Below are 26,801 nucleotides of genomic sequence, written 5' to 3'. Positions count from 1 at the left end.
GACGCAAAGACCCCAGCCACAACACCCGGCACCCCAGAAGCTCGGGCCCACCCGGCCGACCCCTCTTCGCCCTGCCCCCAGCGGCGGTGCTCACGTACGGTTGACGCATGACGAGCATCGGTGGTGCCGAGATGGTCGACTGGAATCTCGCGGTGGCGACCGCGACCCGGCTCGTACGGCCGGGCCCTGAGGTGAGTCGCGACGAGGCCCGGGCCGTCGTCGCGGAACTGCGCCGGCATGCCAAAGCCTCGGAGGGACACGTCCGGGGCTTCACTCGTCTGGGCACCGACGAGGCCCACGACACCCCCGTCCTCGTCGTCGACCGCCCGGGCTGGGTCCGGGCGAACGTCGCCGGGTTCCGGGAAATCCTCAAGCCGCTGCTGGAGAAGATGCAGGAGCGGCGCAGCAACACCCCCGGCGGCGCGGTCCTGGGTGCCGTCGGCGGCAAGGTCACCGGCGTCGAGCTCGGCATGCTGCTGTCCTTCCTGGCCTCCCGCGTCCTCGGCCAGTACGAGACCTTCGCCCCGCCCACCCGCGAGCTCCCGGCCGGCGGCCCGCCCGATGCACCGAGTGGCGGTGGCCGCCTGCTGCTCGTCGCCCCGAACATCGTCCACGTGGAGCGCGAACTCGACGTGGAGCCCCACGACTTCCGCCTGTGGGTGTGCCTGCACGAGGAGACGCACCGCACGCAGTTCACGGCGGTGCCCTGGCTGCGGGACCACCTGGAGGGCGAGATCCAGTCCTTCCTCGGGGAGACCGACGTCGACCCCATGACCGTCCTGGAACGCGTCCGGGAAGCCGCCCAGTCGCTGGCGGGCGGCCGCCCCGAGGGCGAGGAGGACGACGGCGGACGGTCCCTGGTGGAGATCGTGCAGACACCCGCCCAGCGGGAGATCCTCGGCCGCCTCACCGCCGTGATGTCCCTGCTGGAAGGCCACGCCGACTTCGTCATGGACGGCGTCGGACCGGACGTCGTGCCGACCGTCGCGGAGATCCGCGAGAAGTTCCAGCAGCGCCGCGCCAAGGGCGCCTCCCGGCTCGACATGGCCCTGCGCAAGCTGCTGGGCCTGGACGCCAAGCTGAGGCAGTACAAGGACGGCGAGCGCTTCGTGCGGTCCGTGGTGGACGAGGTCGGCATGGACGGCTTCAACCGGGTGTGGACCTCCCCCAACACCCTCCCCACCAAGGCGGAGATCGCCAAACCGGCGGACTGGATCGCGCGGGTGCATCGCAGGCCCGAGGCGTGAACAGCGTGCGAAAGTCGTGAAGCGGATGCGGCCGACGGCAGGCAAACGCCCCTTCAATCACCCGTCCGAGGGACCGTGAGCGATGGGTAGGCGTGCGATGCTCGGGGAACGGCCCATTTCTGTCACCATCTACACACTCTGAGTGACCGAACTCGGGCTCACCCCCCGAAAACTTCATGAAGGGAACCGGACATGGGTCCCCATCCTGCGGTCGCGGCGATACGCCTGGCGGTCCGCCGCGTCCTCCACGACATCCTCACCGACCAGACCTCCCCGGCGCGTGAGCACACCCCGCACGAGCGCACCCCCTCCCCGCTCGTGCTCGTGGCGTGCTCCGGCGGCGCCGACTCCATGGCGCTCGCCTCCGCCCTCGCCTTCGAAGCCCCCAAGCTCGGCATCCGCGCCGGCGGCGTCACCGTCGACCACGGACTGCAGCCCGGCTCCGACGTCCGCGCCGAGGAAGTCGTCCAGCGCCTGCGTGAACTCGGCCTCGACCCGATCGAGTCCGTCGCCGTGACCGTCGGCCGCGAAGGCGGACCCGAAGCCGCCGCCCGAGACGCCCGCTACGCCGCGCTCGACGCCTCGGCCGCCCGGCACGGCGCCGCCGCCGTCCTGCTCGGCCACACCCGCGACGACCAGGCCGAAACCGTCCTGCTGGGCCTCGCCCGCGGCTCCGGCATCCGCTCCCTGTCCGGGATGGCCGCGGTCTCGGGGCTGGGCGGCCGGTACCGCCGCCCCTTCCTCCAGCTCGACCGGCAGACCGCCCGCAAGGCCTGCATGGTCCAGTCCCTCCCCGTCTGGGACGACCCCCACAACACCGACCCGTCCTACACCCGCTCCCGCCTGCGCCACGAGGGCCTGCCCGCCCTGGAGAAGGCCCTCGGCAAGGGCGTCGTCGAGGCCCTCGCCCGTACGGCCCAGCTCTCCCGGGACGACGCCGACGCCCTCGACGCCTGGGCCCGCGAGGCCATGGCCGGCGTCCGCGACGCGGCCGGACTCCTGGAGTGCGCCAAGCTGTACGCCCTGCCGTCCGCCGTGCGCCGCCGCATCCTGCGCCGCGCCGCCATCGAGGCCGGCGCCCCGGCCGGTTCGCTGTTCGCCCGCCACATCGAGGAAGTCGACCGGCTCATCACCGGCTGGCGCGGTCAGGGAGCCATCAATCTCCCCGGCAAGGTCGTCGCCCAGCGGCAGGGTGGCAGACTGGTGATTCGGCAGGGCTGAGTCCCCTCCCTCGCGGAGGGGCCGGGCGGCCGGAGCCGTAAGTGCGGGACGACCGAAAGTGATGCGGGTGGACGCGAAAGACATGGGTGCCGACCTTCAGCAGGTACTCATCACCAAGGAAGAGATCGACGCGAAGCTGGCCGAGCTCGCCGCGAAGATCGACGCGGAGTACGCGGGCAAGGACCTGCTGATCGTCGGCGTCCTCAAGGGCGCGGTGATGGTCATGGCGGACCTCGCCCGGGCGCTGTCCACCCCCGTCACCATGGACTGGATGGCCGTATCCTCGTACGGGGCGGGCACCCAGTCCTCCGGTGTGGTGCGGATCCTCAAGGACCTCGACACCGACATCAAGGGCAAGCACGTCCTCATCGTGGAGGACATCATCGACTCCGGCCTGACGCTGTCCTGGCTGATCTCCAACCTCGGCTCGCGCGAGCCCGCCTCCCTGAAGGTGTGCACGCTGCTGCGCAAGCCCGAGGCCGCCAAGGTCGCCATCGACGTGGAATGGGTCGGTTTCGACATCCCCAACGAGTTCGTCGTCGGCTACGGCCTCGACTACGCCGAGAAGTACCGCAACCTCCCGTTCGTCGGTACGCTCGCGCCCCACGTCTACGGCGGCTGAGGCCCCGGCCCGAGCCGCCGTACGGTGATCGGGAACCCCGGCGGCCTCCACGCCGTTGGAGCATGCGTAGGCGAGATCGCCAGCTGTCCCGTGCGGCTTCAGGTGACAATGCTGGGGTACCGTCCGAAGAACAGCCTTTATCAAACTCACTATGGCAGGAGGGACGGGGCGGCACCGCTCCGTATGGATGGACGTGAAGCGATACTTCCGTGGGCCGGTCATGTGGATCGTGCTGGCCGTCCTTGCCGTGGTCGTGTTGATGCAGGTCGTCGGCTCGTCCGGCGGCTACAAGACGGTGGACACGGGCCAGGTCGTCCAGGCGATCAATGAGAACAAGGTCGAGTCGGCCAAGCTGACCACCGGCGACGAGCAGACCATCAAGGTCCAGCTCAAGGACGGCGAAAAGGTCGAGGGCAGCTCGAAGATCCAGGCGAGCTACATCGGCGACCAGGGCGTGAACATCGCCAACACGCTGCAGGCCAAGTACCAGGACAAGCAGATCACGGACGGCTACACGGTCTCGCCGTCCAAGCAGAACCCGTTCGTCGGCATCCTGCTCACCCTGCTCCCCTTCGTCCTGATCGTGGTCGTCTTCCTGTTCCTGATGAACCAGATGCAGGGCGGCGGCTCCCGCGTCATGAACTTCGGGAAGTCCAAGGCGAAGCTCATCACCAAGGACACCCCGAAGACGACGTTCTCGGACGTCGCGGGCGCGGACGAGGCCGTCGAGGAGCTCCACGAGATCAAGGAGTTCCTGCAGGAACCGGCGAAGTTCCAGGCCGTCGGGGCGAAGATCCCCAAGGGTGTGCTGCTGTACGGCCCGCCCGGTACCGGCAAGACCCTGCTCGCGCGCGCCGTCGCGGGCGAGGCCGGTGTCCCCTTCTACTCGATCTCCGGTTCCGACTTCGTCGAGATGTTCGTCGGTGTCGGTGCCTCCCGAGTCCGTGACCTGTTCGAGCAGGCCAAGGCGAACGCCCCGGCGATCGTCTTCGTCGACGAGATCGACGCGGTCGGCCGCCACCGCGGCGCCGGCCTCGGCGGCGGTCACGACGAGCGCGAGCAGACCCTGAACCAGCTGCTCGTCGAGATGGACGGCTTCGACGTCAAGGGCGGTGTGATTCTCATCGCCGCGACCAACCGGCCCGACATCCTCGACCCGGCGCTGCTGCGCCCCGGCCGCTTCGACCGGCAGATCGCCGTCGACCGCCCGGACATGCAGGGCCGTCTGGAGATCCTCAAGGTCCACCAGAAGGGCAAGCCGGTCGCTCCCGACGTCGACCTGTCGGCGGTCGCCCGCCGCACGCCCGGCATGACCGGTGCCGATCTGGCCAACGTGCTGAACGAGGCCGCCCTGCTGACGGCCCGCAGCGACCAGAAGCTGATCGACAACCACATGCTGGACGAGGCGATCGACCGTGTGGTCGCCGGCCCGCAGAAGCGGACCCGGATCATGTCGGACAAGGAGAAGAAGATCACCGCGTACCACGAGGGCGGCCACGCCCTGGTCGCGGCGGCCTCACCGAACTCCGATCCCGTCCACAAGATCACGATCCTGTCGAGAGGCCGGGCCCTCGGCTACACGATGGTGCTCCCGGACGAGGACAAGTACTCCACGACCCGCAACGAGATGCTGGACCAGCTGGCCTACATGCTGGGCGGCCGCGCGGCCGAGGAGCTCGTCTTCCACGACCCGACGACGGGTGCCGCCAACGACATCGAGAAGGCCACCAACCTGGCCCGCGCGATGGTCACGCAGTACGGCATGACCGAGCGCCTCGGTGCGATCAAGTTCGGCGGCGACAACAGCGAGCCGTTCCTCGGACGTGAGATGGCTCACCAGCGCGACTACTCGGAAGAGGTCGCCGCGCTCGTCGACGAAGAGGTCAAGAAGCTCATCGAGACCGCGCACAACGAGGCCTGGGAGATCCTGGTCGAGAACCGCGACGTCCTCGACAACCTCGTCCTGGCCCTCCTGGAGAAGGAGACGCTGGGCAAGGAGGAGATCGCCGAGATCTTCGCCCCGGTCGTCAAGCGCCCGCCGCGGCCCGCCTGGACCGGATCCTCCCGGCGTACGCCGTCCACCCGTCCGCCGGTGCTCTCCCCCAAGGAGCTGGCCCTGACGAACGGCGCGAACGGCGCCACGGCGGCGATCTCCACCGCCAAGAGCACCGCGGCGGACCCCGCCCCGGCGCCCGAGCGAGCCCCGGAGGACCGCCCCGAGAGCTGACCGGGGTCCTCCCGGCGGCCCGCCCGGCCCGGAATGAATGCCGCGCCCCCCAGGTTCTAGCCTGGGGGGCGCGGCATTGCGCCATTTCCGCATGCCGTTCCCAGAGGACACACAGGAACGAGGCACCACATGACCGACCCCGTGATGCTGGACGGCGAGGGACCGATCGGCGAGTTCGACGAGAAGCGCGCCGAGAACGCCGTACGGGAACTGCTGATCGCGGTCGGCGAGGACCCGGACCGCGAGGGGCTTCGGGAGACGCCGGCGCGGGTGGCGCGGGCGTACAGGGAGATATTCGCGGGCCTGTGGCAGCAGCCCGAGGACGTGCTGACCACGACCTTCGACCTGGGGCACGACGAGATGGTGCTCGTGAAGGACATCGAGGTCCTGAGCTCCTGTGAGCATCATCTGGTGCCGTTCGTCGGCGTCGCCCACGTCGGGTACATCCCGTCCGCCGACGGCAAGATCACGGGTCTGTCGAAGCTGGCGCGGCTCGTGGACGTCTACGCCCGCCGGCCGCAGGTGCAGGAGCGGCTCACCACACAGATCGCCGACTCCCTGATGAAGATCCTTGAGCCGCGCGGGGTGATCGTCGTCGTGGAGTGCGAGCACATGTGCATGAGCATGCGCGGAGTCCGCAAGCCCGGGGCGAAGACCATCACGTCGGCGGTGCGTGGCCAGCTGCGGGACTCCGCCACCCGCAACGAGGCGATGAGCCTCATCATGGCCCACTGACGCCTCACGCCGCCGGAGCCGCCCCCGCCCCGTTGTGTTCGTCGTCCTCCGGGAGCTTGCACACGCGCTCCAGGAAGATGGCCGCCGCTATGATGCCGACGCCTGCCAGGACCGAGAAGCCGGCGTAGATGGCCTGGTCGCGACGGGCCGGGATGTCGAGGGACTCCAGGAGGAAGACGCCGACGCCGCCGTACATGCCGGCGACGAGGGCCGCGACCAGGGCGCTGGCGTGGCCGAAGACGACCGCGCGGGCCGCCATCAGGGGGTCGACGCCCTTGGCCTCGGGCCGGCGCTCGCGCTGGGCCTTCAGACGGGCGCGGATCGAGAGCGCCGTGGCCAGCAGAATCGCGGCGATCACGGCGAGGACGATGGGTGCGGCGAGGGGGACGCTGGGGAGGGTCCCGATCGAGTTCCAGAGGCGGGCGCCCGCCCAGGACAGGACTCCGGCGACGACGAAGACGCCTGCCAGCACCCTGATGCGCAGCTCTCTCACGGTGTCCCTTCAGTTCCCCCGGATGCCCGGACTGTGGTCGTCTCGACCTTAACGACTACTCGGGGAGCCGGAGTTCCAGGTCCTGGCGTGGCGCGACGCCGTTCCGGGTGACCGTGCCGAGGAGCTCGGCGACCGCGCCGCGGCCGGGCAGCTGGGCCGCGGGGTCCACGTCGTGCCAGGGGGCGAGGACGAAGGCGCGTTCATGGGCGCGCGGGTGGGGGAGGGTGAGCTGCGGGTCGTCGGTGACGACGTCGGCGTACGCGACGATGTCGACGTCGAGGGTGCGCGGGCCCCAGCGTTCGTCCCGTACGCGGTGGAAGGCTTCCTCGACGGCGTGCGCCCGCTCCAGGAGGGAGGACGGGGGCAGGGTGGTCTTGAGGACCACGACCGCGTTGAAGTACGAGGGCTGGGTGCCGGGCTCGACGCCCCACGGCTCCGTCTCGTACACCGGGGAGATCGCCTTGACGCGGACGCCCGGGGTGTCCTCCAGCGCGTCGATGGCGCCCTGGAGGGTCTCCAGTCGGTTGCCGAGGTTGGAGCCGAGGGAGACCACGGCCCGTTTCGGGTTCTGCAGCGTGGTGTCGGCGGCGTCGACCTTCTCGACGACGGAGGCGGGTACCGGCTGTACGGTCGGGTCGCTGTGACCCTCGGTGAAGAACGCGGTCATACTCGGCTCCGGGTGATGGTGACGGTCACGTCGTCGAAGGGGACGGTGATCGGCGCGTCCGGTTTGTGGACGGCGACCTCGACCTCCTGGACCCCCTCGTGCTTCAGACAGACCTGGGCGATGCGCTCGGCGAGCGTCTCGATGAGGTTGACGGGCTCGCCCTCGACGACGGCCACGACCTCCTCGGCCACGATGCCGTAGTGCACCGTCTTCGCCAGGTCGTCGTCGGCCGCGGCCGGCCGGGTGTCCAGGCCAAGGACGAGGTCCACGAGGAAGGTCTGGCCCTCCTCGCGCTCCTTGGGGAACACACCGTGGTGCCCGCGGGCCCTCAGGCCGCGCAGCGCGACACGATCCACGCGAATCACTCCTGCAGTCGTCGGTCTCGGCCGCTCCGTGCCGTGTGCGGGCGGCACGGCGGTCTGACGTCGAATCTACCTGCGGGCACCGACAGGGCCGGGCCACGGGGGCGTGGGCCCGGGCCTGGGCCACAGGTTTCACCGTGCGTTTCCCCTGGGGAACCCGGTGGCTCACGGGTTGGTAGCCGCCCCTACCCCGCGGTAGGTGATTCCAACCACTCCCGGGTGTCCCGTGGGCCGATCCGTGCCGTGCCCTGGCTGGTGCCTGAGGGGCGCCTACCCACTCAGGAGGGGGTTTCGTCGCCTTCCTCCTCGTCGTTTTCGGTCAGAACGGGAGAGGCGTGGTGCGACCAGAGCTTCCAGCCGGAGGGCGTGCGCCGGAACACGTTCGTGGCGACCACGAGCTGGCCGACGAGCGGGCCGAGTTCCTCCCCGCCCTCGGGGGCGGGACCGCCGCTGAGGATGTTCTCGGTGCAGGTCACCAGGGCGGTGTCGCCGGTGACGGAGACATGCACGTCGGTGAGGAAGAACTGGATGTAGTCGGTGTTCGCCATGATCAGCGCGTAGGACCTGAGGACCTCGCCGCGGCCGGTGAGGACGGGCCAGCCCGGGTGCACGCAGGAGACCACGCCGGTGTCCGCCGGGTCGTGGTACGTCTCGTCGACGCCCAGGTCGGAGGGGGTGAGCCAGAGAGAGGACAGCTCTTCGAAGTCGCCCCGTTCCAAGGCCTCGTAGAAGGCGGTGTTGGCGGCCTCGACCTGTTCGACGTCCGTGTGGGGGGCGCTCACCGGGCTCCTTCTACACCGTCGCGCGCCTCCTCGATGGCGCGGGCGACCCGTACCGCGTCCGCCGTCGCGCGCACCTCGTGCACGCGCACCGCCCACGCGCCGGCCTGCGCCGCGAGCGCCGAGACGGCGGCGGTGGCGGCGTCGCGCTCCCGGGCGGGCGGCGGGGCGCCTTCGGGGCCGGCGAGGACACGGCCGAGGAACCGCTTGCGGGAGGCGGCGACGAGCAGCGGGTGGCCGAGACCCAGCACCCGGTCGAGGCGGGCGAGGAGGGCGAGGTCGTGGTCGGCGTCCTTGGAGAAGCCGAGGCCGGGGTCGACGACGATGCGGTCGGCGGCGATACCGCCCTCCAGGACGGCCTCCACGCGCGCGTGCAGCTCGTCGACGACTTCGGCGACGACGTCGTCGTACACGCCCTTGACGTTGCCGCCCTGCAGGAAGCCGCGCCAGTGCATGACGACGAAGGGGGCGCCGGCGTCCGCGACGACCGGGATCATCCGGGGGTCGGCGAGGCCGCCGCTGACGTCGTTGACGAGGGCGGCACCGGCCGCGAGCGCCTGCTCGGCGACGGAGGCCCGCATGGTGTCGACGGAGACCGTGACGCCCTCGGAGGCGAGGCCCCGGACCACGGGGATGACACGCCTGAGCTCCTCCGCCTCGTCGACGCGGGTGGCGCCGGGACGGGTGGACTCGCCCCCGACGTCCACCAGGTCGGCGCCCTCGGTGACCAGGGCGAGGCCGTGCTTCACGGCGGCCGTCGTGTCGAACCAGCGGCCGCCGTCGGAGAAGGAATCGGGGGTCACGTTCACGACTCCCATGACCGCGCAGCGGTCCCAAGCGGGAAGGCCCGCCACGTGGCGGCGGCCGGTCTGATTGCTCATGTGTTCAGCGTAGGCCGTGGGCGGGTGCGGGGCTGGCTTGGGCTTTTGTTTCCCGTACGCCCGATCGGGGCCGTCCGTGCGGCCCGAGCGGAAGCCTTCGGGGCTGGGGGGCGGGGCTTCCGCTCGGGCCTGTCCTGGGGGCGTCGCCCGGCCGGCGGTCGGCGGGCCGGTCAGGCGGCGCGGACGCCCCGTTCCGCCGTGCCGTGGGCGCACGGGCGCGGGGCGTGGGCGCGGCGGCGCAGGAAGCGCGGCAGCGGCAGGGCGAGATTGACGAACCCTTCGGCCTGCATGGCGGCGAAGCCGATGCGGGGCAGGTCGCCGGAGGCGCGGTAGACGACGAAACGCGGCTCCCAGCGGGGCTGGAACTTGGCGTTGAACTTGTACAGGGACTCGATCTGGAACCAGCGGGAGAGGAAGACCAGCAGGCCGCGCCAGGCGCGCAGCACCGGGCCCGCGCCGATCTTCTCGCCGCGCGCGAGCGCCGAGCGGAACATCGCGAAGTTCAGGGAGACGCGTGCGATGCCGAACCTGGGGGCCGCCTGGAGCGCGGCCACGATCAGCAGCTCGTTCATGCCGGGGTCGGCCGAGCGGTCGCGCCGCATCAGGTCCAGGGAGGCACCGTCCACGCCCCACGGCACGAAGTGCAGGATCGCCTTCAGGTCGCCGTAGGGGCCGGGTTCGGCGTCGGCCTTGTGCGCGGTGGCGATCAGGCAGTCGCCGTCGGCGGGGTCGCCGACGCGGCCGAGCGCCATGGAGAAGCCGCGCTCGGTGTCGGTGCCGCGCCAGTCCTCCGCGGCCTGCCGGATCCGCTCCAGCTCGCCCTCGCCGAGGTCACGGACACGTCGTACCCGGGTCTCGTAACCGGCGCGCTCGATGCGCTTGACCATCTGGCGCACATTGCGCATCGCGCGGCCGGCGAGGGAGAAATCCGCGACGTCCACCACCGCCTCGTCTCCCAGTTCGAGGGCGTCGAGCCCGGTCTCCCGGGTCCACACCTCGCCGCCGGTCTCGGAGCAGCCCATGACGGCGGGTGTCCAGGAGTGGGCCCTGGCCTCGTCCATGAAGCGCTCGATGGCGCCGGGCCAGGCCTCGACGTCGCCGATCGGGTCGCCGCTGGCGAGCATCACGCCGGAGACGACGCGGTACGTCACCGCCGCCTTGCCGCTGGGGGAGAAGACGACGGCCTTGTCGCGACGCAGCGCGAAGTGGCCGAGGGAGTCACGGCCACCGTGCTTCTCCAGCAGGGCCCGCAGCCGCGCCTCGTCCTCCTCGGTGAGGCGTGCGGCCGGATGTTCGGGGCGGAAGGCCAGGTAGAGGGTGGTGATGGCGGTGAGCAGGCCGAGGGCGCCGAGGGAGAAGGCGACCGTCCAGGAGGTGTCGCCCTGGTAGTCGACCGGACCCTCGAAGCCGAACAGGCCGTAGATGACATGGGTCAGACGGTCGGCCAGGCTGGGATCGCCGACCATGCGTTCGGAGTGAGCGCTGACGATGACCAGCCCCAGGGCCAGCGAACCGGCCCCCATGAGGACGAAGTTGGCGAGGGCCCGCCACCGGCTGCGCGGGTCGGGCAGGGCGGCGAACTGGTCGCGGTGGCGCAGCAGGGCCACGAGCAGCGCGAGGGAGATGAGCGCGCCCAGCGGGGAGTGCCGGTAGGTGAACTGCGCGACGGCGCCGGCCGGCAGCAGCGCCACGGCGCACCGCCACGCCCGGCGCTTGGAGCGCTTGAGACCGTGGGCGAGCAGCAGCAACAGGACGCCGACGCTCAGCGACAGCGCGGCCGCGAACGGGCCGAGGGCGCCGGGCAGCACCTCCGCGAAGGTGTGCATGCGGCTGTGCCGGAAGCGCGGGAAGACGCCTGCGGCGATGTCGAGGAGGCCGACGACGGCGCAGGCTCTGCCGACGAGGACGGGCACGGCCTCGGGGCGCGGGCCGCGCAGCACACGGCGCACCCGGCTGGATCGGTTCGGAACCCCGCCCGACATTTCCTCATCTGTCCTGACAGACATCGCATCCCATAGTTCCATGAGAGACCTTGGATCCGGTGCCGATTCGGGCATCCGGCGACATTGCGCCCTCTAGGACGGTGTCTCAGGGGGAGAGGTTCACTCCCCTCCTCAAAGCTGCTTCAAAGGCCAAGGAAAGTCCGGGACAAGACCTCGCGACCAAGTGATCGCGGCGCGGGCCGGGCGGAAAGCGCAGGCGGGTACATCCATGGGTCTCACGAGCAACCTGGTGCTGGTGCTGGCGGTCCTGTCGGCCGTGCTGCTGTTCGCCGGCACGGTGTGGCTGTGGCCACGGCTGGCCCGGCGGAGCCTGCGGGCCGTCAGCGGGCGTGTCGGCCTGCTGCTCGGCACCCAGGTGGCGCTCTTCGCGGCGGTGGGCCTCGCCGCCAACCAGGCCTTCGGCTTCTACGCCAGTTGGGCGGACCTGTTCGGGCAGGAGGACGACCAGGGGGTGGTGGTCGACCACACGCCGGGCGACGGCCCTGTCCGGGTGGTGGACACGCGGTCGGTGAAGGGGACGGCCGGGGAGGTGCGGCAGGCCGGCGGGCAGATCCAGAAGGTGGAGATCGTGGGCCGTACGACCCGTATCGCCACGCCCGCGTACGTGTACCTGCCGCCGGAGTACTTCCAGCCGCGGTACCGCACCCGTACGTTCCCCGCGGCCGTCGTGCTGACCGGCTACCCGGGTACGGCGGCGGCGCTGGTGGACAGGCTCCACTATCCGCGTACGGCACTGAGGTTGGCCCGCGAGGGCCGGATGCGGCCGATGATCCTGGTGATGCTGCGGCCGACGGTGGCGCCGCCCCGCGACACGGAATGCGTGGACATCCCGGGCGGGCCGCAGACCGAGTCGTTCTTCGCCAAGGACCTTCCCGAGGCCGTGCGCGCGCACTACAGGGTGGCCGAAAAGCCGGGAACTCTGGGCGTCATCGGCAACTCGACGGGCGGCTACTGCGCGCTGAAGCTCGCCATGCACCATCCCGCCGTATTCGCCGCCGGGGCGGGACTGTCCCCGTACTACAAGGCGCCGATCGACCCCACGACGGGTGACCTCTTCCAAGGCGACAGGGAACGCAGGAACCGGGCGGATCTGTGGTGGTGCCTCAGGCACCTGCCGGCGCCCGACACTTCCCTGCTGGTCACCAGCAGCAAGGCGGGCGAGTCCAACTACAAGGACACGCTGAAGTTCATCGAGCGCGTGAAGGCCAAGGAGCTGACGCGGATCTCGTCGATCATCCTCAATAGCGGCGGCCACAACTTCAATACCTGGCGACGGGAGATTCCGGCGACGCTGGAGTGGATCAGTGGCCGGCTGAGCGACCGGTGAAATGATCTTGGATATTCGGGTGCCTGTCATCGGGCCGGGTGTTTCCGAAGTCGTGTGAACACTTCTGTGTCATGTGAACGCTTCGGAGATGCCGGTATTTTTGCGGGGCGGGGGAGCCAAGGTTCGCCTACGCGCGGTAAGTTTCTGGCCATGCCACGTGGACGTCACCGCCATTCCCCGCCCCTGCACAGGCTGCTTCCCCCGTCGGCGATCGCAGGCGTCTCCCTCGTCTGCGCCCTGGGTCCCTGGGTGTTCTCGGAGCCGACGGTGCTCCGCTCGCTGGCCGCGGCAGCGGCGGCCACGGCGGTCGTCGGCGCGGTCGTCATGCGCCGCTGGGACACGCAGGCCGGCAAGCGCGTCGCCGACCTCACGCGCGCGCGTGCGAGCGACGAGTGGCGCTATGAGGAGCGGGTCGCCGAACTGGAGGCCGACCTGGAGGAGTCGCGCGAGCTGCGCGTCAAGCTGGAGCACCGGCTGCGGGCCAAGCGTACGGAGCTGGCGGGGCTGCGCAACGAGCACGCGGCGCTGCTGCGGCGGTACGCCACGGCGGAGACCGAGCGGGCGAGCGCCCTGGAGGGGCGCCGTCTGCTGGAGATAGAGGCCGCGGTTCCGACGCGTGCGCTGGAGGCGGGGTCCGCTCAGGAACCGGAGAAGCAGGCCGAGGGGGAGGCCGGGGCGGAGACCGCCGGGGAGCCGAAGGTTCCCGCGGTGTTCTCCCCGGAGGGAGCCCAGCTGTTCGTGCGGGCCGGCGCGGCGTTGGCGCGGTTCGACGGCGGCGGTGACGGCGACGGCGGTGGGGGTGCGAAGGGCGAGGGCGCTTCGGAGCCCGATGGCGTCGCTGCTGGGGCCGAGAGCATCTCCCGTACCGAGGGGCCTTCCCCGGCCGAGGGGGCGTCACGGGCCGAGGGGCCTTCCCCGGCCGACGGCGCGTCCCGGGGCGAGGGGCCTTCCCCGGCCGACGGGGCTCCCAAGGTAGACGGGGCCTCCAAGGCAGACGTGGCTTCCAAGGCCGAGGGAGCGGCCCGGACCGAGGCGGCTTCCCGGGGGGCTTCCGAGGGTGACGGGTCCTCGCAGGGCTCGGCCGCGCGGGAGGACGAGGCGCAGGGGCAGCCCGAGGCGGTCGACGGGCATCAGCACGCGGCCGCCGCCACCACCCCGGCCGAGCCCGCGCCGCCCGTTCAGCAGCCCTCCGGGCACTTCACCGTGCCTCCCGCGGTGGCCGTCGTACCGGCCGCTCCCGCGCGGCGCGCGACGGCCGAGGGCGGGTTCGACTTCTTCGGCACGAAGGAAGAGAACGAAGAGAACGACGCCACCTCCCGGGCCGCCCTGGAGGCCGTGCAGAACGAGGACCTCGCGGACGTGGTCGGCCAGGAGGCTCTCGCCCTCCACAAGGCCGAGACCGAGGCCCAGTACAAGCCGGCGGACGAGGGGGCCCTCCGCGCCGGCCAGGTCATCGACCTGACGGCCCACGACGAGACGGAGCAGATCGACGTCCAGAGGCTGCGGAGCGCGGCTTCCTGACGCCGGCCCGGCCGGACCGACGCGGCCTGACCGTCTTTCAGGCCCTGGGCCCAGGGGTGCTGTCCGGACAGCACCCCTGGGCCATCCACCGGTCCGGCCGCGCATCCCGCCGTCCCGTCCGTGAGCGCTCCGCCTGGCCCCGCAACAGCTCCGCCGCCTCCTCGGCGTCCCGCAGGCGCGCTGTCACGGTGTTGCCGGCGCCGGTGTCCACGTGCACGTCGGCGACCCGCCAGAACCGCTCCCAGGGCCCCTGGGTGACCCGTACGCTCTGCACCTTGGCGTGCGGCACCAGCGCCAGCCTGCGTCGCAGCAGTCCGTACCGCGCCGCGAACACGGCGTCGGTGACCACGATCCCGTGCCCCCGCCACCACACCGGCACACACCAACGGGCCCGCCGCGGGGGCCGGGACAGCGCCGACCGCGGCGGCACGGACACGCCGGGCAGCACGCGCGCGATGACGGACTCGGCGATCTCGCGCGGAGCGACCGGCAACAGCACCGAGTTGGACGACCCGGCCACGTCCAGCTCCACCCGCACCCACCGGCGCCGCCGCCACAGCAGCGGCTCCACGATCCGCACGGTCTGCACCCGCCCCGGCGGCACCGTCTCGTGGGCGCGGTCCAGCAGCCCGTGGTCGATACGCAGCCCGTCCGGGGACTCGGCCACCGTCCAGTCGTACTCGCCGACGAACCGTCCCGCGCTGCTCGCCCCCGCCCCGCCCAGCAGCGGCACGGCGGTCGCGAGGACCGTCCACAGGCTGTGGGTGGCCAGCCACAGCAGCGGCGGTACGACGAGGGCGGCGGCCAGCGAGCCCCAGGTCGCGCCGGTCAGCAGCAGCGAGACGGCGAGGACGCGCGGCGGCACGCGCAGCAACGGCGTCGACGGTGCCTCACCGACCTCATGCGCGGTCTCGGGCGCGAAACCGGCCGCCCGCGCGAGCAGCTCGGCCCGCAGGGCACGTGCCTCGTCGGCGCCCAGGAAGGCGAGTTCATCCTTTTTGTCGGTTCCTATGACGTCGAGTCTGAGCTTGGCGACCCCCGCGATGCGCGCGAGCAGCGGCTGGGTGACGTCGACGGCCTGGATCCGTTCGAGCCGGATGTGCGCGGTGCGCCGGAACATCAGGCCGGTACGGATCCGCAGCTCCGTGTCGGTCACCGCGAAGTGGGTGAACCACCAGGTCAGGAAGCCGTAGAGGGCGGCGGCCGGGAGGAGCACGGCGAGGCCGATCAGCAGCGTGGTCGTCGTCAGGCGGTTCAGCTGGCGGTGCGCCTGGCCGGGGTCGTGCACGGCCCACCCGATGAGTACGGCGACCGGCGCCCATGCCCGCCTGAGCGGCGTGACGGGGTGCAGCCGCCGCTCGACCAGGCCGTCCTGGGTCTCCGGCGCCGTCACAGCCCCGCCGATCGTGCCTCGCCCAGCTCGGTGAGCCGGTCACGCAGCCGTTCCGCCTCGGCCGGGTCGAGGCCGGGGATGGTCGCGTCGGTCGCCGCCGCGGCCGTGTGCAGCTGCACGCTGGCCAGCCCGAAGTGCCGCTCCACCGGCCCCGAGGTGACCTCCACCAGCTGCATCCGCCCGTACGGCACGACCGTCTGCTCCCGCCACAGCACGCCCCGGCTGATCAGCAGGTCGTCGGCGCGCTCGGCGTACCGCCAGGACCGCCAGTTGCGCTCCAGCAGTCCCCAGCCCCACACCATGAGCGCCAGCGGCAGCAGCGCGAACGCCGCCCAGGCGGGGCCGGCCAGCAGCCCCAGCAGCAGGCCGAGGCCGAGCGCGAGCATGCCCATCCACACCACCAGCAACAGACGCCGCATCCGCAGCAGCCCCGGCGGCAGCCCGGTCCACACCGGTTCCGCTGTCGCGGATGGTTCCGCCGTCTCGGATGGTTCCGCCGTCCCCGCCCTGCCCGGGTCGTCCGGGCTCCCCGTTTCCATGGGGTCAGCGTACGTAGGAGAGACTGTGTCCATGACTCCTACGACGGAGACCACGGTCGGTATCGGCGGCGCCGCGGAGAGCACCGACATGGTGCTCAACATCGGGCCCCAGCACCCGTCCACGCACGGCGTGCTGCGGCTGCGGCTGGTCCTCGACGGCGAGCGCATCACGCGCGCGGAGCCGGTGATCGGCTACATGCACCGCGGCGCGGAGAAGCTGTTCGAGGCGCGCGACTACCGCCAGATCATCGTCCTCGCCAACCGCCACGACTGGCTGTCGGCGTTCTCCAACGAGCTGGGCGTGGTCCTCGGCGTGGAGCGCATGCTCGGTATGGAGGTGCCCACGCGCGCGGTGTGGACGCGGACGCTGCTCGCGGAGCTGAACCGGGTCCTCAACCACCTGATGTTCCTCGGCTCCTACCCGCTGGAGCTCGGCGGCATCACCCCCGTCTTCTACGCGTTCCGGGAGCGCGAGACGCTCCAGAACGTCATGGAGGAGGTCTCCGGCGGCCGTATGCACTACATGTTCAACCGCGTCGGCGGCCTCAAGGAGGACCTGCCGGCCGGATGGACCGCACGCGCGCGTGCCGCCGTCGCCGCTGTGCGCTCGCGCATGGACGTCTTCGACGACCTGGTGCTCGGCAACGAGATCTTCCGGGGGCGCACGCGCGGTGTGGGCACCATGACGCCGGAAACCGTGCACGCCTACGGTGTCAGCGGGCCGATCGCGCGCGCCTCGGGCGTCGACTTCGATCTGCGCCGCGACGAGCCCTACCTCGCGTACGGCGAGCTGCAGGACACCCTGAAGGTCGTCACCCGGCAGGAGGGCGACTGCCTCGCCCGCTTCGAATGCCTCCTGGAGCAGACGCACAACGCCCTCGATCTCGCCGACGCCTGCCTCGACCGGCTCGCCGAACTGCCGCCGGGGCCGATCAACCAGCGGCTTCCCAAGGTGCTGAAGGCGCCCGAGGGGCACACCTACGCGTGGACCGAGAACCCGCTCGGCATCAACGGCTACTACCTGGTCAGCAAGGGCGAGAAGACCCCGTACCGGCTGAAGCTGCGGTCGGCCTCGTACAACAACATCCAGGCGCTCACCGAGCTGCTGCCGGGGACGCTGGTCGCGGACATGGTGGCGATCCTCGGGTCGATGTTCTTCGTCGTGGGGGACATCGACAAGTAGCTCCTCACCGGTGGCGTACCTCCCTCACCGGGGGAGTACGTCTGGGATTCCAACCGGCTGGAGCAGCCACCCGAAGTCGCCCAGTCCGCCGGGTGCGGTGAGCTCGGCGGCCTCTCCCGCGCTCGCGAGGGCGCGTACGTACTCCGAGGGGTTGGTGGAGGCCAGCGCCAGCGGGGGGCGTGCGCCTGTGAGGTCCAGGGCGTGCAGGGCCTCGCGTTGCGTCAGCAGGCGTGCGCCGGGGAGCGCGCAGGCGTCCAGTGCGACGTGCGCCGTGATGTCGCACGACCCGTCCGGCACGGGCGCCGTCTCGCGCCCCTCCCGGAAGCCGGTGAGCGTCCCGAAGAGCGGCCTGGTGTCCAGCGTGTGCGCGTAGTCGACGGCGACGGCGAGTCCGTGTGCGACCGCGGAGACGGCCGACGCCCACGCGGTGTCCCGGGGCAGCCCGATCTCGGCCCGCACCCCCTCCTCGCCCGGCAGCGGCCACCATCGCGCCAGCCAGGCCGCCTCTGCCCCGGAGACCGGCTCCCCCAGCCGCTCGGTCCCGTCCTCCCGGACCAGCACCCGGCGCGGTACGCCGGCGGAGTCCACCTCCACGACGTCCACCGGTACGTTGTCCAGCCACTCGTTGGCGAACAGCAGCCCCGTCACCCCCTGGGGCGGCTCGGTGAGCCACTCGATCCGGTGATCGAGGCCGACGGGGCGGTCGGCGACCTCGACGGCGACTGCACGCGCGCGTGCGGCCACCTCGGCGGGCAGCGCGGCGAGGACCCCGGTGACCAGCTCGCCCCGCCCGGCCGCCATGTCGACGAAGTCGAGCCGCGCGGGCCGCCCCAGCGCCTCGTCCACCCGGCACAGCAGCCGCGCCACGGCACCGGCGAACAGCGGCGACGCGTGCACGGACGTACGGAAGTGCCCGGCCGGGCCCTCGGGCCTGCGGTAGAAGCCACCCGGCCCGTACAGGGCGGCCTCCACGGCCGCCCGCCACCCACGCCACTCGCCCGTCTCGCCCGCCGTCCGTGCTGTCACCGGCTCAGGCTAAGCGCACGCAATAAACAAAACTCCACCTTGGGGAGTAGGCGCGCCCTGTGCGGATCGGTCCTCCGGTTGACCCCTGCACACATCACGCTTCTTTACGCTGGGTTACGTGCAGCGCCTCTATGACTTCCTCCGCAGGTACCCGACGTGGGTCGACAGCGTCTGGGCCGTCGTCCTGTTCGGGATCTCGCTGGTGAGTGAGTCCACCCAGCGGGGCGCCGAGGACTCACCAGCGGTGGTCGTGCCGCTCGCGCTCCTGCTGTGCCTGGTGATCGCGCTGCGCCGGCGCATGCCGGAGAGGATGCTGCTGCTCGCCATCGGAGTCGGCCTGGCCCAGCTGGCGCTGGACGTCGCGACGATGCCCGCCGACTTCGCCCTGCTGGTGATCACCTATACCGTGGCCGCGAACGGCGCCCGCTGGGCCTCCAGGCTCGCGCTCGCGGTCGGCCTGTGCGCGGCGAGCCTGGCGCAGCTGCGCTGGCCGACCGAACAGACCGGTGTCGCGGGCAATATCGCGCTCGTGGTCCTCAAGACGGTGCCGTTCGCCCTTGCCTGGGTGCTCGGCGACTCCATCCGCACCCGCCGCGCCTACTTCGCGCAGCTGGAGGAGCGTGCCGCCCGGCTGGAGAAGGAGCGCGAGGCGCAGGCCAAGGTAGCGGTCGCCGCCGAACGCGCCCGGATCGCGCGCGAGCTGCACGACGTCGTCGCGCACAACGTCTCGGTGATGGTCGTCCAGGCCGACGGCGCCGCCTACGTCCTCGATGCCGCGCCCGACCAGGCGAAGAAGGCCCTGGAGACGATCTCCTCCACCGGCCGCCAGGCCCTCGCCGAGATGCGCCGCCTGCTCGGCGTGCTGCGCACCGGCGAGCACCAGGAGGCCGGTGAGTACGTGCCGCAGCCCGACGTCCAGCAGATCGAGGAGCTCGTCGAGCAGTGCCGTGGCTCGGGCCTGCCCGTCGACTTCAAGGTCGAGGGCACGCCGCGCCCGCTGCCCAGCGGCGTCGAGCTCACCGCGTACCGCATCGTGCAGGAGGCGCTCACCAACACCCGCAAGCACGGCGGGCCGAACGCGGGGGCGAGCGTGCGCCTGGTGTACTTCGACGACGGGCTCGGCCTGCTCGTCGAGGACGACGGCAAGGGCGCCCCGCACGAGCTGTACGAGGAGGGCGGCCTCGACGGCCAGGGCCACGGCCTGATCGGCATGCGGGAGCGGGTCGGCATGGTCGGCGGCACCCTGGACGCGGGACCGCGCCCCGGCGGAGGATTCCGCATCAGTGCCCTGCTGCCGCTCAAACCGGCGCATTGAGGCCGACGCGCGCCCCTTGTTGACACCTGTAACAACCCTTGACACCTGGAACAACCCTTTGACACCGGTGACACCCTGCCGGTCCCAGCGACGGAACACGGAAGAGGCCCCGATGACGATCCGCGTGATGCTCGTCGACGACCAGGTGCTGCTGCGCACCGGGTTCCGGATGGTGCTCGCCGCCCAGCCGGACATGGAGGTCGTCGCGGAGGCGGGCGACGGCGTGGAGGCCCTCCAGGTGCTGCGTTCGACCGCCGTGGACGTCGTCCTGATGGACGTCCGCATGCCGAAGCTGGACGGTGTGGAGGCCACCCGCCGCATCTGCGCGGACACCGACCCGCCGAAGGTGCTGATCCTGACCACCTTCGACCTCGACGAGTACGCCTTCTCCGCGCTGAAGGCCGGTGCGTCCGGCTTCATGCTCAAGGACGTGCCGCCCGGCGAGCTGCTGGCCGCGATCCGTGCCGTGCACAGCGGGGACGCGGTGGTCGCGCCCTCCACCACCCGGCGCCTCCTGGACCGCTTCGCGCCGATGCTGCCCGGCACGGGCAAGGACCCCCAGCACAAGGAGCTGGAGCGGCTCACCGACCGTGAGCGGGAGGTCATGGTGCTGGTCGCGCAGGGACTGTCCAACGGCGAGATCGCGGCCCGGCTCGTGCTGTCGGAGGCGACCGTGAAGACGCACGTGGGCCGCATCCTGACCAAGCTGGGCCTCAGGGACCGGGTGCAGGTGGTCGTCCTGGCGTACGAGACGGGCCTGGTGCGGGCGGGCGGACAGGGCTGACGGGCGCGTTCAGCGCAGGACGCCCTCGATGAAGTCGCTGCCCAGGCGGGCCACCGCCGTGAGATCCAGCTGGTGCTGCGCGTAGCGGCCGCGCCGGCGGGTGGTGACGAGGCCCGCCTTCTTCAGCACGCTCAGATGCCGGGATATCTCCGGTGCGGTCATGCCGTGAGCGTCCGCCAGCTCGCTCGTGGTGAACGCCCCGCGCGCGAGGTGGCGGCACAGCTGCGTCCGCACCGGGTGCGCGAGCGCGGTCAGCCGCAGGGTGAGCTGCTCGACCGACGGCGGGTCCACGGTGCCGGGCGCACTCACCGGGTAGTGCACCACCGGCTGCCAGTCCCGCCGATGCAGGACGAGCAGATGGGGCCAGCCGAGGCTGGTGGGGATGAACACCAGGCCGCCGTCGCCCGCGGTGGTGCGTCCCTCCCACAGCTTGTCGATGGTGATGCGCGTGCCCTTCTCGTCCAGCGTCACCGCCGGGGACACCTCGGCCAGCATGCCGGCCAGGCCCTTGTGCCGCAGCACCTCGGTCTTGTGGCGGGCGTCGGCGGTGAGCCGGCCCTTCACGCGCGCCCAGGTGTCCGCGAAGAAGGCGTCCTCGCAGTCCCGCACCAGCTGCCGGAACCAGGCACGGACCGCGGGCGGGTCCTCGAACAGCCTGCGGGTGAAGCGCACCTGGCGGGGACCGCGTGCGGCGGACAGCTCCAGCGCCCGTTCCCGCAGCTCTGGATCGCCGAGCACCTCCGTGTCCGGCCCGCCGCACGTGGTGAACTCCAGCGCGGCGGCCACGAACTGCTCGTCGGACAGCTTGTCCAGCAGATCCAGTTCCTCGGCGATCGTGGCACCCGGCAGCGTGCCGCGGCCCGGTAGGCCGGCGAACGGCAGGAAGAGGTCCGGCAACGCCGTCCACAGGAAGTCGGCCTCGCACAGCCGGTCGGCCAGTTCCGGCTCCAGGCGTGCCGAGACAGCGGTCGCCCAGCCCCTGAGGCCGGGGTGATGGACGGGTTCGGCGAGCACGTGCAACGCCGAGCCCAGTTCGGCCAGGGGTGAGGGCAGCACGGCGATCCCCTCCTGCCGCAGCCCCGCGATGTCGATGCTCACGCTCATGCCCTCATGGTGCATCCCGGCACCGACAACGCGGCCCACGATTGACGGCCGCCGTCAATCGACGGGACTTCGCCGCCGTACCGGCGCACGGTGGACCCACCGGGGCAGCCGCGGAGCCTTCCGGAACCCGTCCCCACGTCCCGAGAGGCGACCGGCCATGAGCATCACCGAGCAGTACCTCCTCGACACCTACCGCGCCCGGCAGCTCGGCGAGCCGGCTCCGCCCGCGCCCGGCACCCATGAGTGGCAGGCCGTGCGCGAGTGGCGCGACCGGCGGCAGTTCCTGGCGGTCGTCGCCGGACGCCCGGCCCGCGGGCGGATCCGGCACGGCCTGGGCCGGTGGCTGAGCCCGCGTTCTACCGCCTGACCTCCTGCGTCAGCCGGGAGACGAACTCCGCGACCGCCGCCTTCACGTCCCCCGCCGTCCACTCCAGGCCGGGGGCCCGTACGTAGACCTCGGTGCAGCACAGGCCCGGTCCCTTCTGGTCCCAGCCGTGGGCGAAGAGCACGGAGCCCGTCTCCTCGGCCGTCCGGACCGCCGCCTCCGCGGCGGCCTCGGCGTCGTACGGCAGCCACACCTGGAAGTCATGGGTGTGCGGCACCTCGGGGTACACGCGCGCCCACGGCAGGCCGGCCGCCGCGAAGCCCTCGCGCAGCGCGGCGGCCACCACACGCGCGTGGGCCACGTACTCCGGCAGCCGGGGCAGCTCCCGCTCCAGCCCGACCAGCGCCGACAGCGCCGTGGGGAACTGCTGGAAGACCGTGCCGCCGTAGCGGTGCCGCCAGGCCTTCGCCTCCTCCACCAGCGTCTTCGGACCGGCGAGGGCGGCGCCGCCGAAGCCGTCGAGGGACTTGTAGAACGACACGTAGACGCTGTCGGCCAGGCCCGCTATCTCGTCCAGGGGCCGGCCGAAGTGGACGGTGGACTCCCACAGGCGGGCCCCGTCGAAGTGCACCACCGCGTCACGTTCCCGTGCCGCCTCGACGACCTCGGACAGCTCCTCCCAGGTGGGCAGCAGAAAACCGGCGTCCCTGAGGGGCAACTCCAGCATCAGCGCCCCGAAGGGCTCCTCGAAGTCCCGCACCTCGGCGGCGGTCGGCAGCCGGGGCTCGCTCGTCACCCGCACCGGGCGCAGACCGCTGACCTGGCTGAACGCGTTCCGCTCGTGCACCTCGGGATGGCCGAGCGCGTGCAGGGCGACCGTCGGGCTGCCGGTGCGGCCCGCCCAGCAGCGCAGGGCCACCTGCTGGGCCATCGTGCCCGTCGGGAAGAACGCCGCGCCCTCCAGGCCGAGCAGCGCGGCCACCTTCTCCTCCAGGGCCTCGACGACGCCGTCGCCGTACAGGTCCGACGGCTCGTCCAGGTCGTACACGTCCTCCGCCGCGTCCAGCAGTGCCAGGCGCTCCCGGAGGGTCTTCTGGAAACCGAGGCGCGCGAACACACGTCGTGCGCTGCGGTGCGCCGCTGTGCGCCGTTCACGCAGCCGCCCGCGCCGCTCCTCGTCGGACACCCCGTCCACCCGCTGTCCGCCCTGCTCCGCCGTATCGCTCATCCCCGGATCATGACGCGCACCGGGCCGCGCGGGCACCCGCATTTCCGTACCCGGACTCATAGGTGAGCGCCGCACGGAAACCCACAGCCTGTGGACAACCGAACACCGCTCGAACCGATCGCGTTAACATGACGAGAAATCGTCCGGTACCCGAAGCGGACTGGAACGGGAAGGCCGCCGTCGCGTGAGTACAGTCCAACAACCAGACCCCAAGGACCGCCCCGCGCGGCTCACCGTCGGCGTCGTCGGCGCCGGCCGCGTGGGCCCCGCGCTCGCGGCGTCCCTCCAGCTCGCCGGGCACCGCCCGGTGGCCGTCTCCGGGGTCTCCGAGGCCTCCAGAAGGCGCGCCGCGGCCCTGCTCCCCGACGTGCCGGTCGTGCCGCCCGTCGAGGTCCTGGCGCGCGCCGAGCTGGTCCTGCTGACCGTCCCCGACGACGCCCTGCCCCCTCTCGTGGCCGGGCTCGCCGAGACCGGGGCCGTGCGGCCGGGCCAGCTGCTCGTGCACACCTCCGGGCGGTACGGCGCCAAGGTGCTGGACCCCGCCCTCCGCGCGGGCGCCCTGCCGCTCGCCCTGCATCCGGCGATGACCTTCACCGGCACGCCCGTCGACGTGCAGCGCCTGGCCGGATGCTCCTTCGGCGTCACGGCGCCCGAGGAGCTGCGCCTGGCCGCCGAGGCCCTCGTCATCGAGATGGGCGGCGAGCCCGAGTGGATCGCCGAGGAGATGCGCCCGCTGTACCACGCGGCCCTCGCACTCGGCGCCAACCACCTGGTCACCCTCGTCGCCCAGTCCCTGGAACTGCTGCGCGAGGCCGGCGTCGAGGCCCCCGACCGGATGCTCGGCCCGCTGCTGGGCGCCGCCCTCGACAACGCCCTGCGCTCCGGCGACGCCGCCCTGACCGGCCCCGTCGCGCGCGGGGACGCGGGCACGGTCGCCGCGCACGTCACCGAGCTGCGCAGGCACGCCCCGCAGGCCGTCGCCGGCTACCTGGCGATGGCGCGCGCGACCGCCGACCGGGCGCTCGCCCACGGCCTGCTGAAGCCGGAACTCGCCGAGGACCTCCTCGGGGTACTCGCCGACGGCACCGACGGCACCGAGGGAGACGCCGGATGACCACCACCCTGTTGCGCACCGCCGACGAGCTGCACGCGCGTGTGCGCCATGGTCGCCGGGCCGTCGTGATGACCATGGGCGCCCTGCACGAGGGGCACGCCACCCTCATCCGCACCGCGCGCGAGATCGCCGGCCCCGACGGCGAGGTCGTCGTCACCGTCTTCGTCAACCCACTGCAGTTCGGCAAGGGCGAGGACCTCGACCGTTACCCGCGCACCCTGGAAGCCGACCTCAAGCTCGCCGGACTGTCGGGCGCGGACGTCGTGTTCGCCCCCTCGGTGGAGGAGGTCTACCCGGGCGGCGAACCCCAGGTCCGCATCAGCGCCGGACCGATGGGCGAACGCCTGGAGGGCGCCTCCCGCCCCGGCCACTTCGACGGCATGCTCACCGTCGTCGCCAAGCTGCTGCACCTCACCCGCCCGGACGTCGCCCTGTACGGGCAGAAGGACGCCCAGCAGCTCGCCCTGATCCGCCGGATGGTGCGGGATCTGAACTTCGGCGTCGAGATCGTCGGCGTGCCCACCGTCCGCGAGGAGGACGGCCTGGCCCTGTCCAGCCGCAACCGCTACCTCTCGCCCGCGGAACGCCGCACCGCGCTCGCCCTGTCCCAGGCCCTGTTCGCGGGCCAGGACCGGCACGCCGCCCAGGAGGCGCTGCGCGCACGGGCCCGTGAGGTGCCCGCCACGCACGCGCGTGCCGAGGCGCTCAGCGCCATAGGGGAGTCCCGCGCGGCCGCCGACGCGCACGCCGTCGCCAAGGCCTCCCCGGCCGGCCCCTCCGCCGTCCGTGCGGCCGCCCACCTCGTCCTCGACGAGGCCACCCGCCTCGACCCGCCGCTCGAACTGGACTACCTCGCCCTCGTCGACCCCTCCGACTTCACCGAGGTCGGGGACGACTTCACCGGCGAGGCCGTCCTCGCCGTCGCCGCCCGGGTCGGGACGACCCGGCTGATCGACAACATTCCCCTCACCTTCGGAGCCGCCTCGTGACCAGCACAGGCATACGACTGCACGCGCCCGCCCCCGGGTGGTCCATCCCGGCGGACGTGGTGGTCGTCGGCTCCGGCGTCGCCGGCCTCACCGCGGCCCTGCGCTGCGAGGCCGCGGGCCTGAACACCGTCGTCGTCACCAAGGCCCGCCTCGACGACGGCTCCACCCGCTGGGCCCAGGGCGGCATCGCCGCGGCCCTCGGCGAGGGCGACACCCCCGAACAGCACCTGGACGACACCCTGGTCGCCGGCGCGGGCCTGTGCGACGAGGAGGCCGTACGGCTCCTGGTCACCGAGGGCCCCGGCGCCGTACGCCGGCTGATCGACACCGGCGCCCAGTTCGACGAGTCGTCGGAAGGCGGCCTGGAACTCACCCGCGAGGGCGGCCACCACCGCCGCCGCATCGCCCACGCCGGCGGCGACGCCACCGGCGCGGAGATCTCCCGCGCGCTCGTCGAGGCGGTACGCGCGCGCGGTGTGCGCACGATCGAGAACGCCCTGGTCCTGGACCTGCTGACGGACGCCGACGGCCGCACCGCGGGCGTCACCCTGCATGTCATGGGCGAGGGCCAGCACGACGGCGTGGGAGCTGTCCACGCCCCCGCCGTGGTCCTGGCCACCGGCGGCATGGGCCAGGTCTTCTCCGCGACGACCAACCCGTCCGTCTCCACCGGCGACGGCGTGGCCCTCGCCCTCCGCGCGGGCGCCGAGGTGAGCGACCTGGAGTTCGTCCAGTTCCACCCCACCGTCCTCTTCCTCGGCCCGCAGGCGGAGGGCCAGCAGCCCCTGGTCTCCGAGGCCGTACGCGGCGAAGGCGCCCACCTGGTCGACGCCGACGGCGTGCGCTTCATGGCCGGGCAGCACGAACTCGCGGAACTCGCCCCCCGGGACATCGTCGCCAAGGGCATCCTGCGCCGCATGCAGGAGCAGGACGCCGAGCACATGTACCTCGACGCCCGGCACTTCGGCGCCGACATGTGGGAACACCGCTTCCCGACGATCCTGGCCGCCTGCCGGGCCCACGGCATCGACCCGGTCACGGAACCCGTCCCCGTGGCGCCGGCGGCCCACTACGCCTCCGGCGGAGTCCGCACGGACTCCCACGGCCGCACCACCGTCCCCGGCCTGTACGCGTGCGGCGAGGTCGCCTGTACCGGCGTGCACGGCGCCAACCGCCTCGCGTCCAACTCCCTCCTGGAGGGCCTGGTCTACGCCGAGCGCATCGCCGCGGACATCGCGGACAACCACGCGGAGAACGGCTTCCACGCGCGCGTGCCGCAACCCGTGGAGCACCCCGAGAAGCCGGCCCATCCCCTGCAGGCGGCCGAGGCCCGCTTCGCGATCCAGCGCATCATGACGGACGGCGCCGGCGTCCTGCGCTCGGCGGAATCCCTCACCAAGGCCGCCGAACAGCTCCAGCGGCTGCACGCCGACGCCCGGGACGCCCTCGACGAGAACGGCAAGACGGCCGAGCCCGGCGTCGACACCTGGGAGGCCACCAACCTCCTGTGCGTGGCCCGCGTCCTGGTCGCCGCGGCCCTGCTCCGTGAGGAGACCCGCGGCTGCCACTGGCGCGAGGACCACGCCGACCGCGACGACACGGCATGGCGCCGCCACATCGTCGTACGCCTGAACCCCGACCGCACGCTGGCCGTGAACACCACGGATACCGCAGACTTCCCCCCGATCAGCCGGCCTCTCCAGGAGCAGTGACAAA

Annotated in this window: 25 protein-coding genes; 14 read left to right on the top strand and 11 right to left on the bottom strand. The window is 72.2% G+C overall.

The features are described from left to right. Positions 1–107: 107 nt before the first annotated feature. The 5 genes from NW895_RS23835 to folE all read left to right on the top strand — a co-directional run bounded on the left by NW895_RS23835 (position 108) and on the right by folE (position 6,052). Positions 108–1,247: a zinc-dependent metalloprotease gene (locus NW895_RS23835; protein WP_289937898.1), complete on the top strand. Its 1,140-nt coding sequence runs from the start codon at positions 108–110 to the stop codon at positions 1,245–1,247. A 192-nt stretch (positions 1,248–1,439) separates the two neighbouring features. Continuing rightward, entirely contained in the window at positions 1,440–2,468 is a 1,029-nt protein-coding gene (tilS, locus tag NW895_RS23830) for a tRNA lysidine(34) synthetase TilS (RefSeq protein ID WP_289937897.1), read from the top strand. Between the two features lie 61 nt (positions 2,469–2,529). Beyond that, entirely contained in the window at positions 2,530–3,090 is a 561-nt protein-coding gene (gene hpt, locus NW895_RS23825; protein ID WP_031115895.1) for a hypoxanthine phosphoribosyltransferase, read from the top strand. A 187-nt stretch (positions 3,091–3,277) separates the two neighbouring features. Next, positions 3,278–5,317 carry an ATP-dependent zinc metalloprotease FtsH gene (gene ftsH, locus NW895_RS23820; protein WP_289938315.1) on the top strand — a complete coding sequence of 680 codons (2,040 nt, stop codon included), beginning with the start codon at positions 3,278–3,280 and terminating at the stop codon, positions 5,315–5,317. A 129-nt stretch (positions 5,318–5,446) separates the two neighbouring features. Further along, positions 5,447–6,052, top strand: a complete 606-nt coding sequence (gene folE / locus NW895_RS23815; RefSeq protein WP_289937895.1) for a GTP cyclohydrolase I FolE — start codon at positions 5,447–5,449, stop codon at positions 6,050–6,052. 4 nt (positions 6,053–6,056) lie between these two features. Here folE and NW895_RS23810 read toward each other — a convergent pair whose 3' ends face one another. From NW895_RS23810 to NW895_RS23785, 6 genes are all read right to left on the bottom strand, one after another. Next, entirely contained in the window at positions 6,057–6,545 is a 489-nt protein-coding gene (locus tag NW895_RS23810) for a DUF3180 domain-containing protein (protein WP_289937894.1), read from the bottom strand. Between the two features lie 55 nt (positions 6,546–6,600). Then, positions 6,601–7,212, bottom strand: a complete 612-nt coding sequence (gene folK, locus NW895_RS23805) for a 2-amino-4-hydroxy-6-hydroxymethyldihydropteridine diphosphokinase (protein WP_289937891.1) — start codon at positions 7,210–7,212, stop codon at positions 6,601–6,603. Beyond that, positions 7,209–7,568: a dihydroneopterin aldolase gene (folB, locus tag NW895_RS23800; RefSeq protein ID WP_289937890.1), complete on the bottom strand. Its 360-nt coding sequence runs from the start codon at positions 7,566–7,568 to the stop codon at positions 7,209–7,211. Before folB ends, folK begins: the two co-directional genes overlap by 4 nt. Before the next feature lie 284 nt (positions 7,569–7,852). Next, the gene (locus NW895_RS23795; RefSeq protein WP_289937889.1) at positions 7,853–8,356 is read right to left on the bottom strand and encodes a nuclear transport factor 2 family protein; all 504 of its coding nucleotides are present in this window, start codon (positions 8,354–8,356) and stop codon (positions 7,853–7,855) included. Further along, positions 8,353–9,234, bottom strand: coding sequence for a dihydropteroate synthase (folP, locus tag NW895_RS23790; protein WP_289937888.1), 882 nt, complete (start codon positions 9,232–9,234; stop codon positions 8,353–8,355). The genes NW895_RS23795 and folP overlap by 4 nt, the downstream gene beginning before the upstream one ends. Before the next feature lie 170 nt (positions 9,235–9,404). Further along, entirely contained in the window at positions 9,405–11,216 is a 1,812-nt protein-coding gene (locus tag NW895_RS23785) for a phosphatidylglycerol lysyltransferase domain-containing protein (protein ID WP_289937887.1), read from the bottom strand. Positions 11,217–11,445: 229 nt separating this feature from the next. Between NW895_RS23785 and NW895_RS23780 the strand changes: the two genes are divergently transcribed. Then, positions 11,446–12,564 (top strand): alpha/beta hydrolase-fold protein, encoded by a 1,119-nt coding sequence (locus NW895_RS23780; protein WP_289937885.1) that lies wholly within the window; start codon positions 11,446–11,448, stop codon positions 12,562–12,564. Between the two features lie 150 nt (positions 12,565–12,714). Continuing rightward, the gene (locus NW895_RS23775) at positions 12,715–14,085 is read left to right on the top strand and encodes a hypothetical protein (RefSeq protein WP_289937884.1); all 1,371 of its coding nucleotides are present in this window, start codon (positions 12,715–12,717) and stop codon (positions 14,083–14,085) included. A gap of 37 nt (positions 14,086–14,122) precedes the next feature. Here the strand turns inward: NW895_RS23775 and NW895_RS23770 are convergent, their stop codons facing one another. Both NW895_RS23770 and NW895_RS23765 read right to left on the bottom strand, forming a co-directional pair. Beyond that, positions 14,123–15,478, bottom strand: a complete 1,356-nt coding sequence (locus NW895_RS23770) for a PH domain-containing protein (protein ID WP_289937883.1) — start codon at positions 15,476–15,478, stop codon at positions 14,123–14,125. Then, positions 15,475–16,017, bottom strand: coding sequence for a PH domain-containing protein (locus NW895_RS23765; protein WP_289937882.1), 543 nt, complete (start codon positions 16,015–16,017; stop codon positions 15,475–15,477). The genes NW895_RS23770 and NW895_RS23765 overlap by 4 nt, the downstream gene beginning before the upstream one ends. Before the next feature lie 31 nt (positions 16,018–16,048). Between NW895_RS23765 and NW895_RS23760 the strand changes: the two genes are divergently transcribed. After that, positions 16,049–17,200, top strand: coding sequence for an NADH-quinone oxidoreductase subunit D (locus NW895_RS23760; protein WP_289937881.1), 1,152 nt, complete (start codon positions 16,049–16,051; stop codon positions 17,198–17,200). A gap of 24 nt (positions 17,201–17,224) precedes the next feature. Here NW895_RS23760 and NW895_RS23755 read toward each other — a convergent pair whose 3' ends face one another. Then, the gene (locus NW895_RS23755; RefSeq protein WP_289937880.1) at positions 17,225–18,226 is read right to left on the bottom strand and encodes an SAM-dependent methyltransferase; all 1,002 of its coding nucleotides are present in this window, start codon (positions 18,224–18,226) and stop codon (positions 17,225–17,227) included. 118 nt (positions 18,227–18,344) lie between these two features. Here NW895_RS23755 and NW895_RS23750 point away from each other — a divergent pair, with 118 nt between their 5' ends. After that, positions 18,345–19,541 (top strand): sensor histidine kinase, encoded by a 1,197-nt coding sequence (locus tag NW895_RS23750; RefSeq protein WP_289937879.1) that lies wholly within the window; start codon positions 18,345–18,347, stop codon positions 19,539–19,541. A gap of 112 nt (positions 19,542–19,653) precedes the next feature. Continuing rightward, positions 19,654–20,325: a response regulator transcription factor gene (locus tag NW895_RS23745; protein WP_289937878.1), complete on the top strand. Its 672-nt coding sequence runs from the start codon at positions 19,654–19,656 to the stop codon at positions 20,323–20,325. Between the two features lie 9 nt (positions 20,326–20,334). Here NW895_RS23745 and NW895_RS23740 read toward each other — a convergent pair whose 3' ends face one another. Then, a complete protein-coding gene (locus tag NW895_RS23740; RefSeq protein WP_289937877.1) occupies positions 20,335–21,429 on the bottom strand; it encodes a DUF5937 family protein in 1,095 nt (364 codons plus the stop codon). A gap of 157 nt (positions 21,430–21,586) precedes the next feature. Between NW895_RS23740 and NW895_RS23735 the strand changes: the two genes are divergently transcribed. After that, positions 21,587–21,796 (top strand): hypothetical protein, encoded by a 210-nt coding sequence (locus tag NW895_RS23735; protein ID WP_289937876.1) that lies wholly within the window; start codon positions 21,587–21,589, stop codon positions 21,794–21,796. Here NW895_RS23735 and NW895_RS23730 read toward each other — a convergent pair. Further along, complete coding sequence (locus tag NW895_RS23730) at positions 21,786–22,982, bottom strand: beta-eliminating lyase-related protein (protein WP_289937875.1); 1,197 nt, start codon at positions 22,980–22,982, stop codon at positions 21,786–21,788. The two genes, NW895_RS23735 and NW895_RS23730, sit on opposite strands and share 11 nt — an antisense overlap. Before the next feature lie 184 nt (positions 22,983–23,166). Here NW895_RS23730 and NW895_RS23725 point away from each other — a divergent pair, with 184 nt between their 5' ends. The 3 genes from NW895_RS23725 to NW895_RS23715 are packed head-to-tail and all read left to right on the top strand — an operon-like array spanning position 23,167 to position 26,797. Further along, positions 23,167–24,096, top strand: coding sequence for a DUF2520 domain-containing protein (locus tag NW895_RS23725; protein ID WP_289937874.1), 930 nt, complete (start codon positions 23,167–23,169; stop codon positions 24,094–24,096). Then, positions 24,093–25,085 (top strand): pantoate--beta-alanine ligase, encoded by a 993-nt coding sequence (panC, locus tag NW895_RS23720; protein ID WP_289937873.1) that lies wholly within the window; start codon positions 24,093–24,095, stop codon positions 25,083–25,085. Before NW895_RS23725 ends, panC begins: the two co-directional genes overlap by 4 nt. Next, complete coding sequence (locus NW895_RS23715; protein WP_289937872.1) at positions 25,082–26,797, top strand: L-aspartate oxidase; 1,716 nt, start codon at positions 25,082–25,084, stop codon at positions 26,795–26,797. The genes panC and NW895_RS23715 overlap by 4 nt, the downstream gene beginning before the upstream one ends. The last annotated feature ends 4 nt before the right edge of the window (positions 26,798–26,801 follow it).

It is taken from the genome of Streptomyces sp. S.PNR 29 (assembly GCF_030386795.1).
Taxonomy (GTDB): Bacteria; Actinomycetota; Actinomycetes; order Streptomycetales; family Streptomycetaceae; genus Streptomyces.
Note: the sequence above shows the minus strand (reverse complement) of the source record. Positions and strands in the feature narration are given on the sequence as shown.

Bases quoted from the DNA above. Each gene is read 5' to 3' on its own strand.
- folP (WP_289937888.1), bottom strand. From the start codon at position 9,234: ATGAGCAATCAGACCGGCCGCCGCCACGTGGCGGGCCTTCCCGCTTGG.
- NW895_RS23745 (WP_289937878.1), top strand. From the start codon at position 19,654: ATGACGATCCGCGTGATGCTCGTCGACGACCAGGTGCTGCTGCGCACC.
- NW895_RS23835 (WP_289937898.1), top strand. From the start codon at position 108: ATGACGAGCATCGGTGGTGCCGAGATGGTCGACTGGAATCTCGCGGTG.
- tilS (WP_289937897.1), top strand. From the start codon at position 1,440: ATGGGTCCCCATCCTGCGGTCGCGGCGATACGCCTGGCGGTCCGCCGC.
- folK (WP_289937891.1), bottom strand. From the start codon at position 7,212: ATGACCGCGTTCTTCACCGAGGGTCACAGCGACCCGACCGTACAGCCG.
- NW895_RS23785 (WP_289937887.1), bottom strand. From the start codon at position 11,216: ATGTCGGGCGGGGTTCCGAACCGATCCAGCCGGGTGCGCCGTGTGCTG.
- NW895_RS23760 (WP_289937881.1), top strand. From the start codon at position 16,049: ATGACTCCTACGACGGAGACCACGGTCGGTATCGGCGGCGCCGCGGAG.
- NW895_RS23740 (WP_289937877.1), bottom strand. From the start codon at position 21,429: ATGAGCGTGAGCATCGACATCGCGGGGCTGCGGCAGGAGGGGATCGCC.
- hpt (WP_031115895.1), top strand. From the start codon at position 2,530: ATGCGGGTGGACGCGAAAGACATGGGTGCCGACCTTCAGCAGGTACTC.
- panC (WP_289937873.1), top strand. From the start codon at position 24,093: ATGACCACCACCCTGTTGCGCACCGCCGACGAGCTGCACGCGCGTGTG.
- ftsH (WP_289938315.1), top strand. From the start codon at position 3,278: ATGGACGTGAAGCGATACTTCCGTGGGCCGGTCATGTGGATCGTGCTG.
- folE (WP_289937895.1), top strand. From the start codon at position 5,447: ATGACCGACCCCGTGATGCTGGACGGCGAGGGACCGATCGGCGAGTTC.
- NW895_RS23775 (WP_289937884.1), top strand. From the start codon at position 12,715: ATGCCACGTGGACGTCACCGCCATTCCCCGCCCCTGCACAGGCTGCTT.
- NW895_RS23780 (WP_289937885.1), top strand. From the start codon at position 11,446: ATGGGTCTCACGAGCAACCTGGTGCTGGTGCTGGCGGTCCTGTCGGCC.
- NW895_RS23735 (WP_289937876.1), top strand. From the start codon at position 21,587: ATGAGCATCACCGAGCAGTACCTCCTCGACACCTACCGCGCCCGGCAG.
- NW895_RS23730 (WP_289937875.1), bottom strand. From the start codon at position 22,982: ATGAGCGATACGGCGGAGCAGGGCGGACAGCGGGTGGACGGGGTGTCC.
- NW895_RS23765 (WP_289937882.1), bottom strand. From the start codon at position 16,017: ATGGAAACGGGGAGCCCGGACGACCCGGGCAGGGCGGGGACGGCGGAA.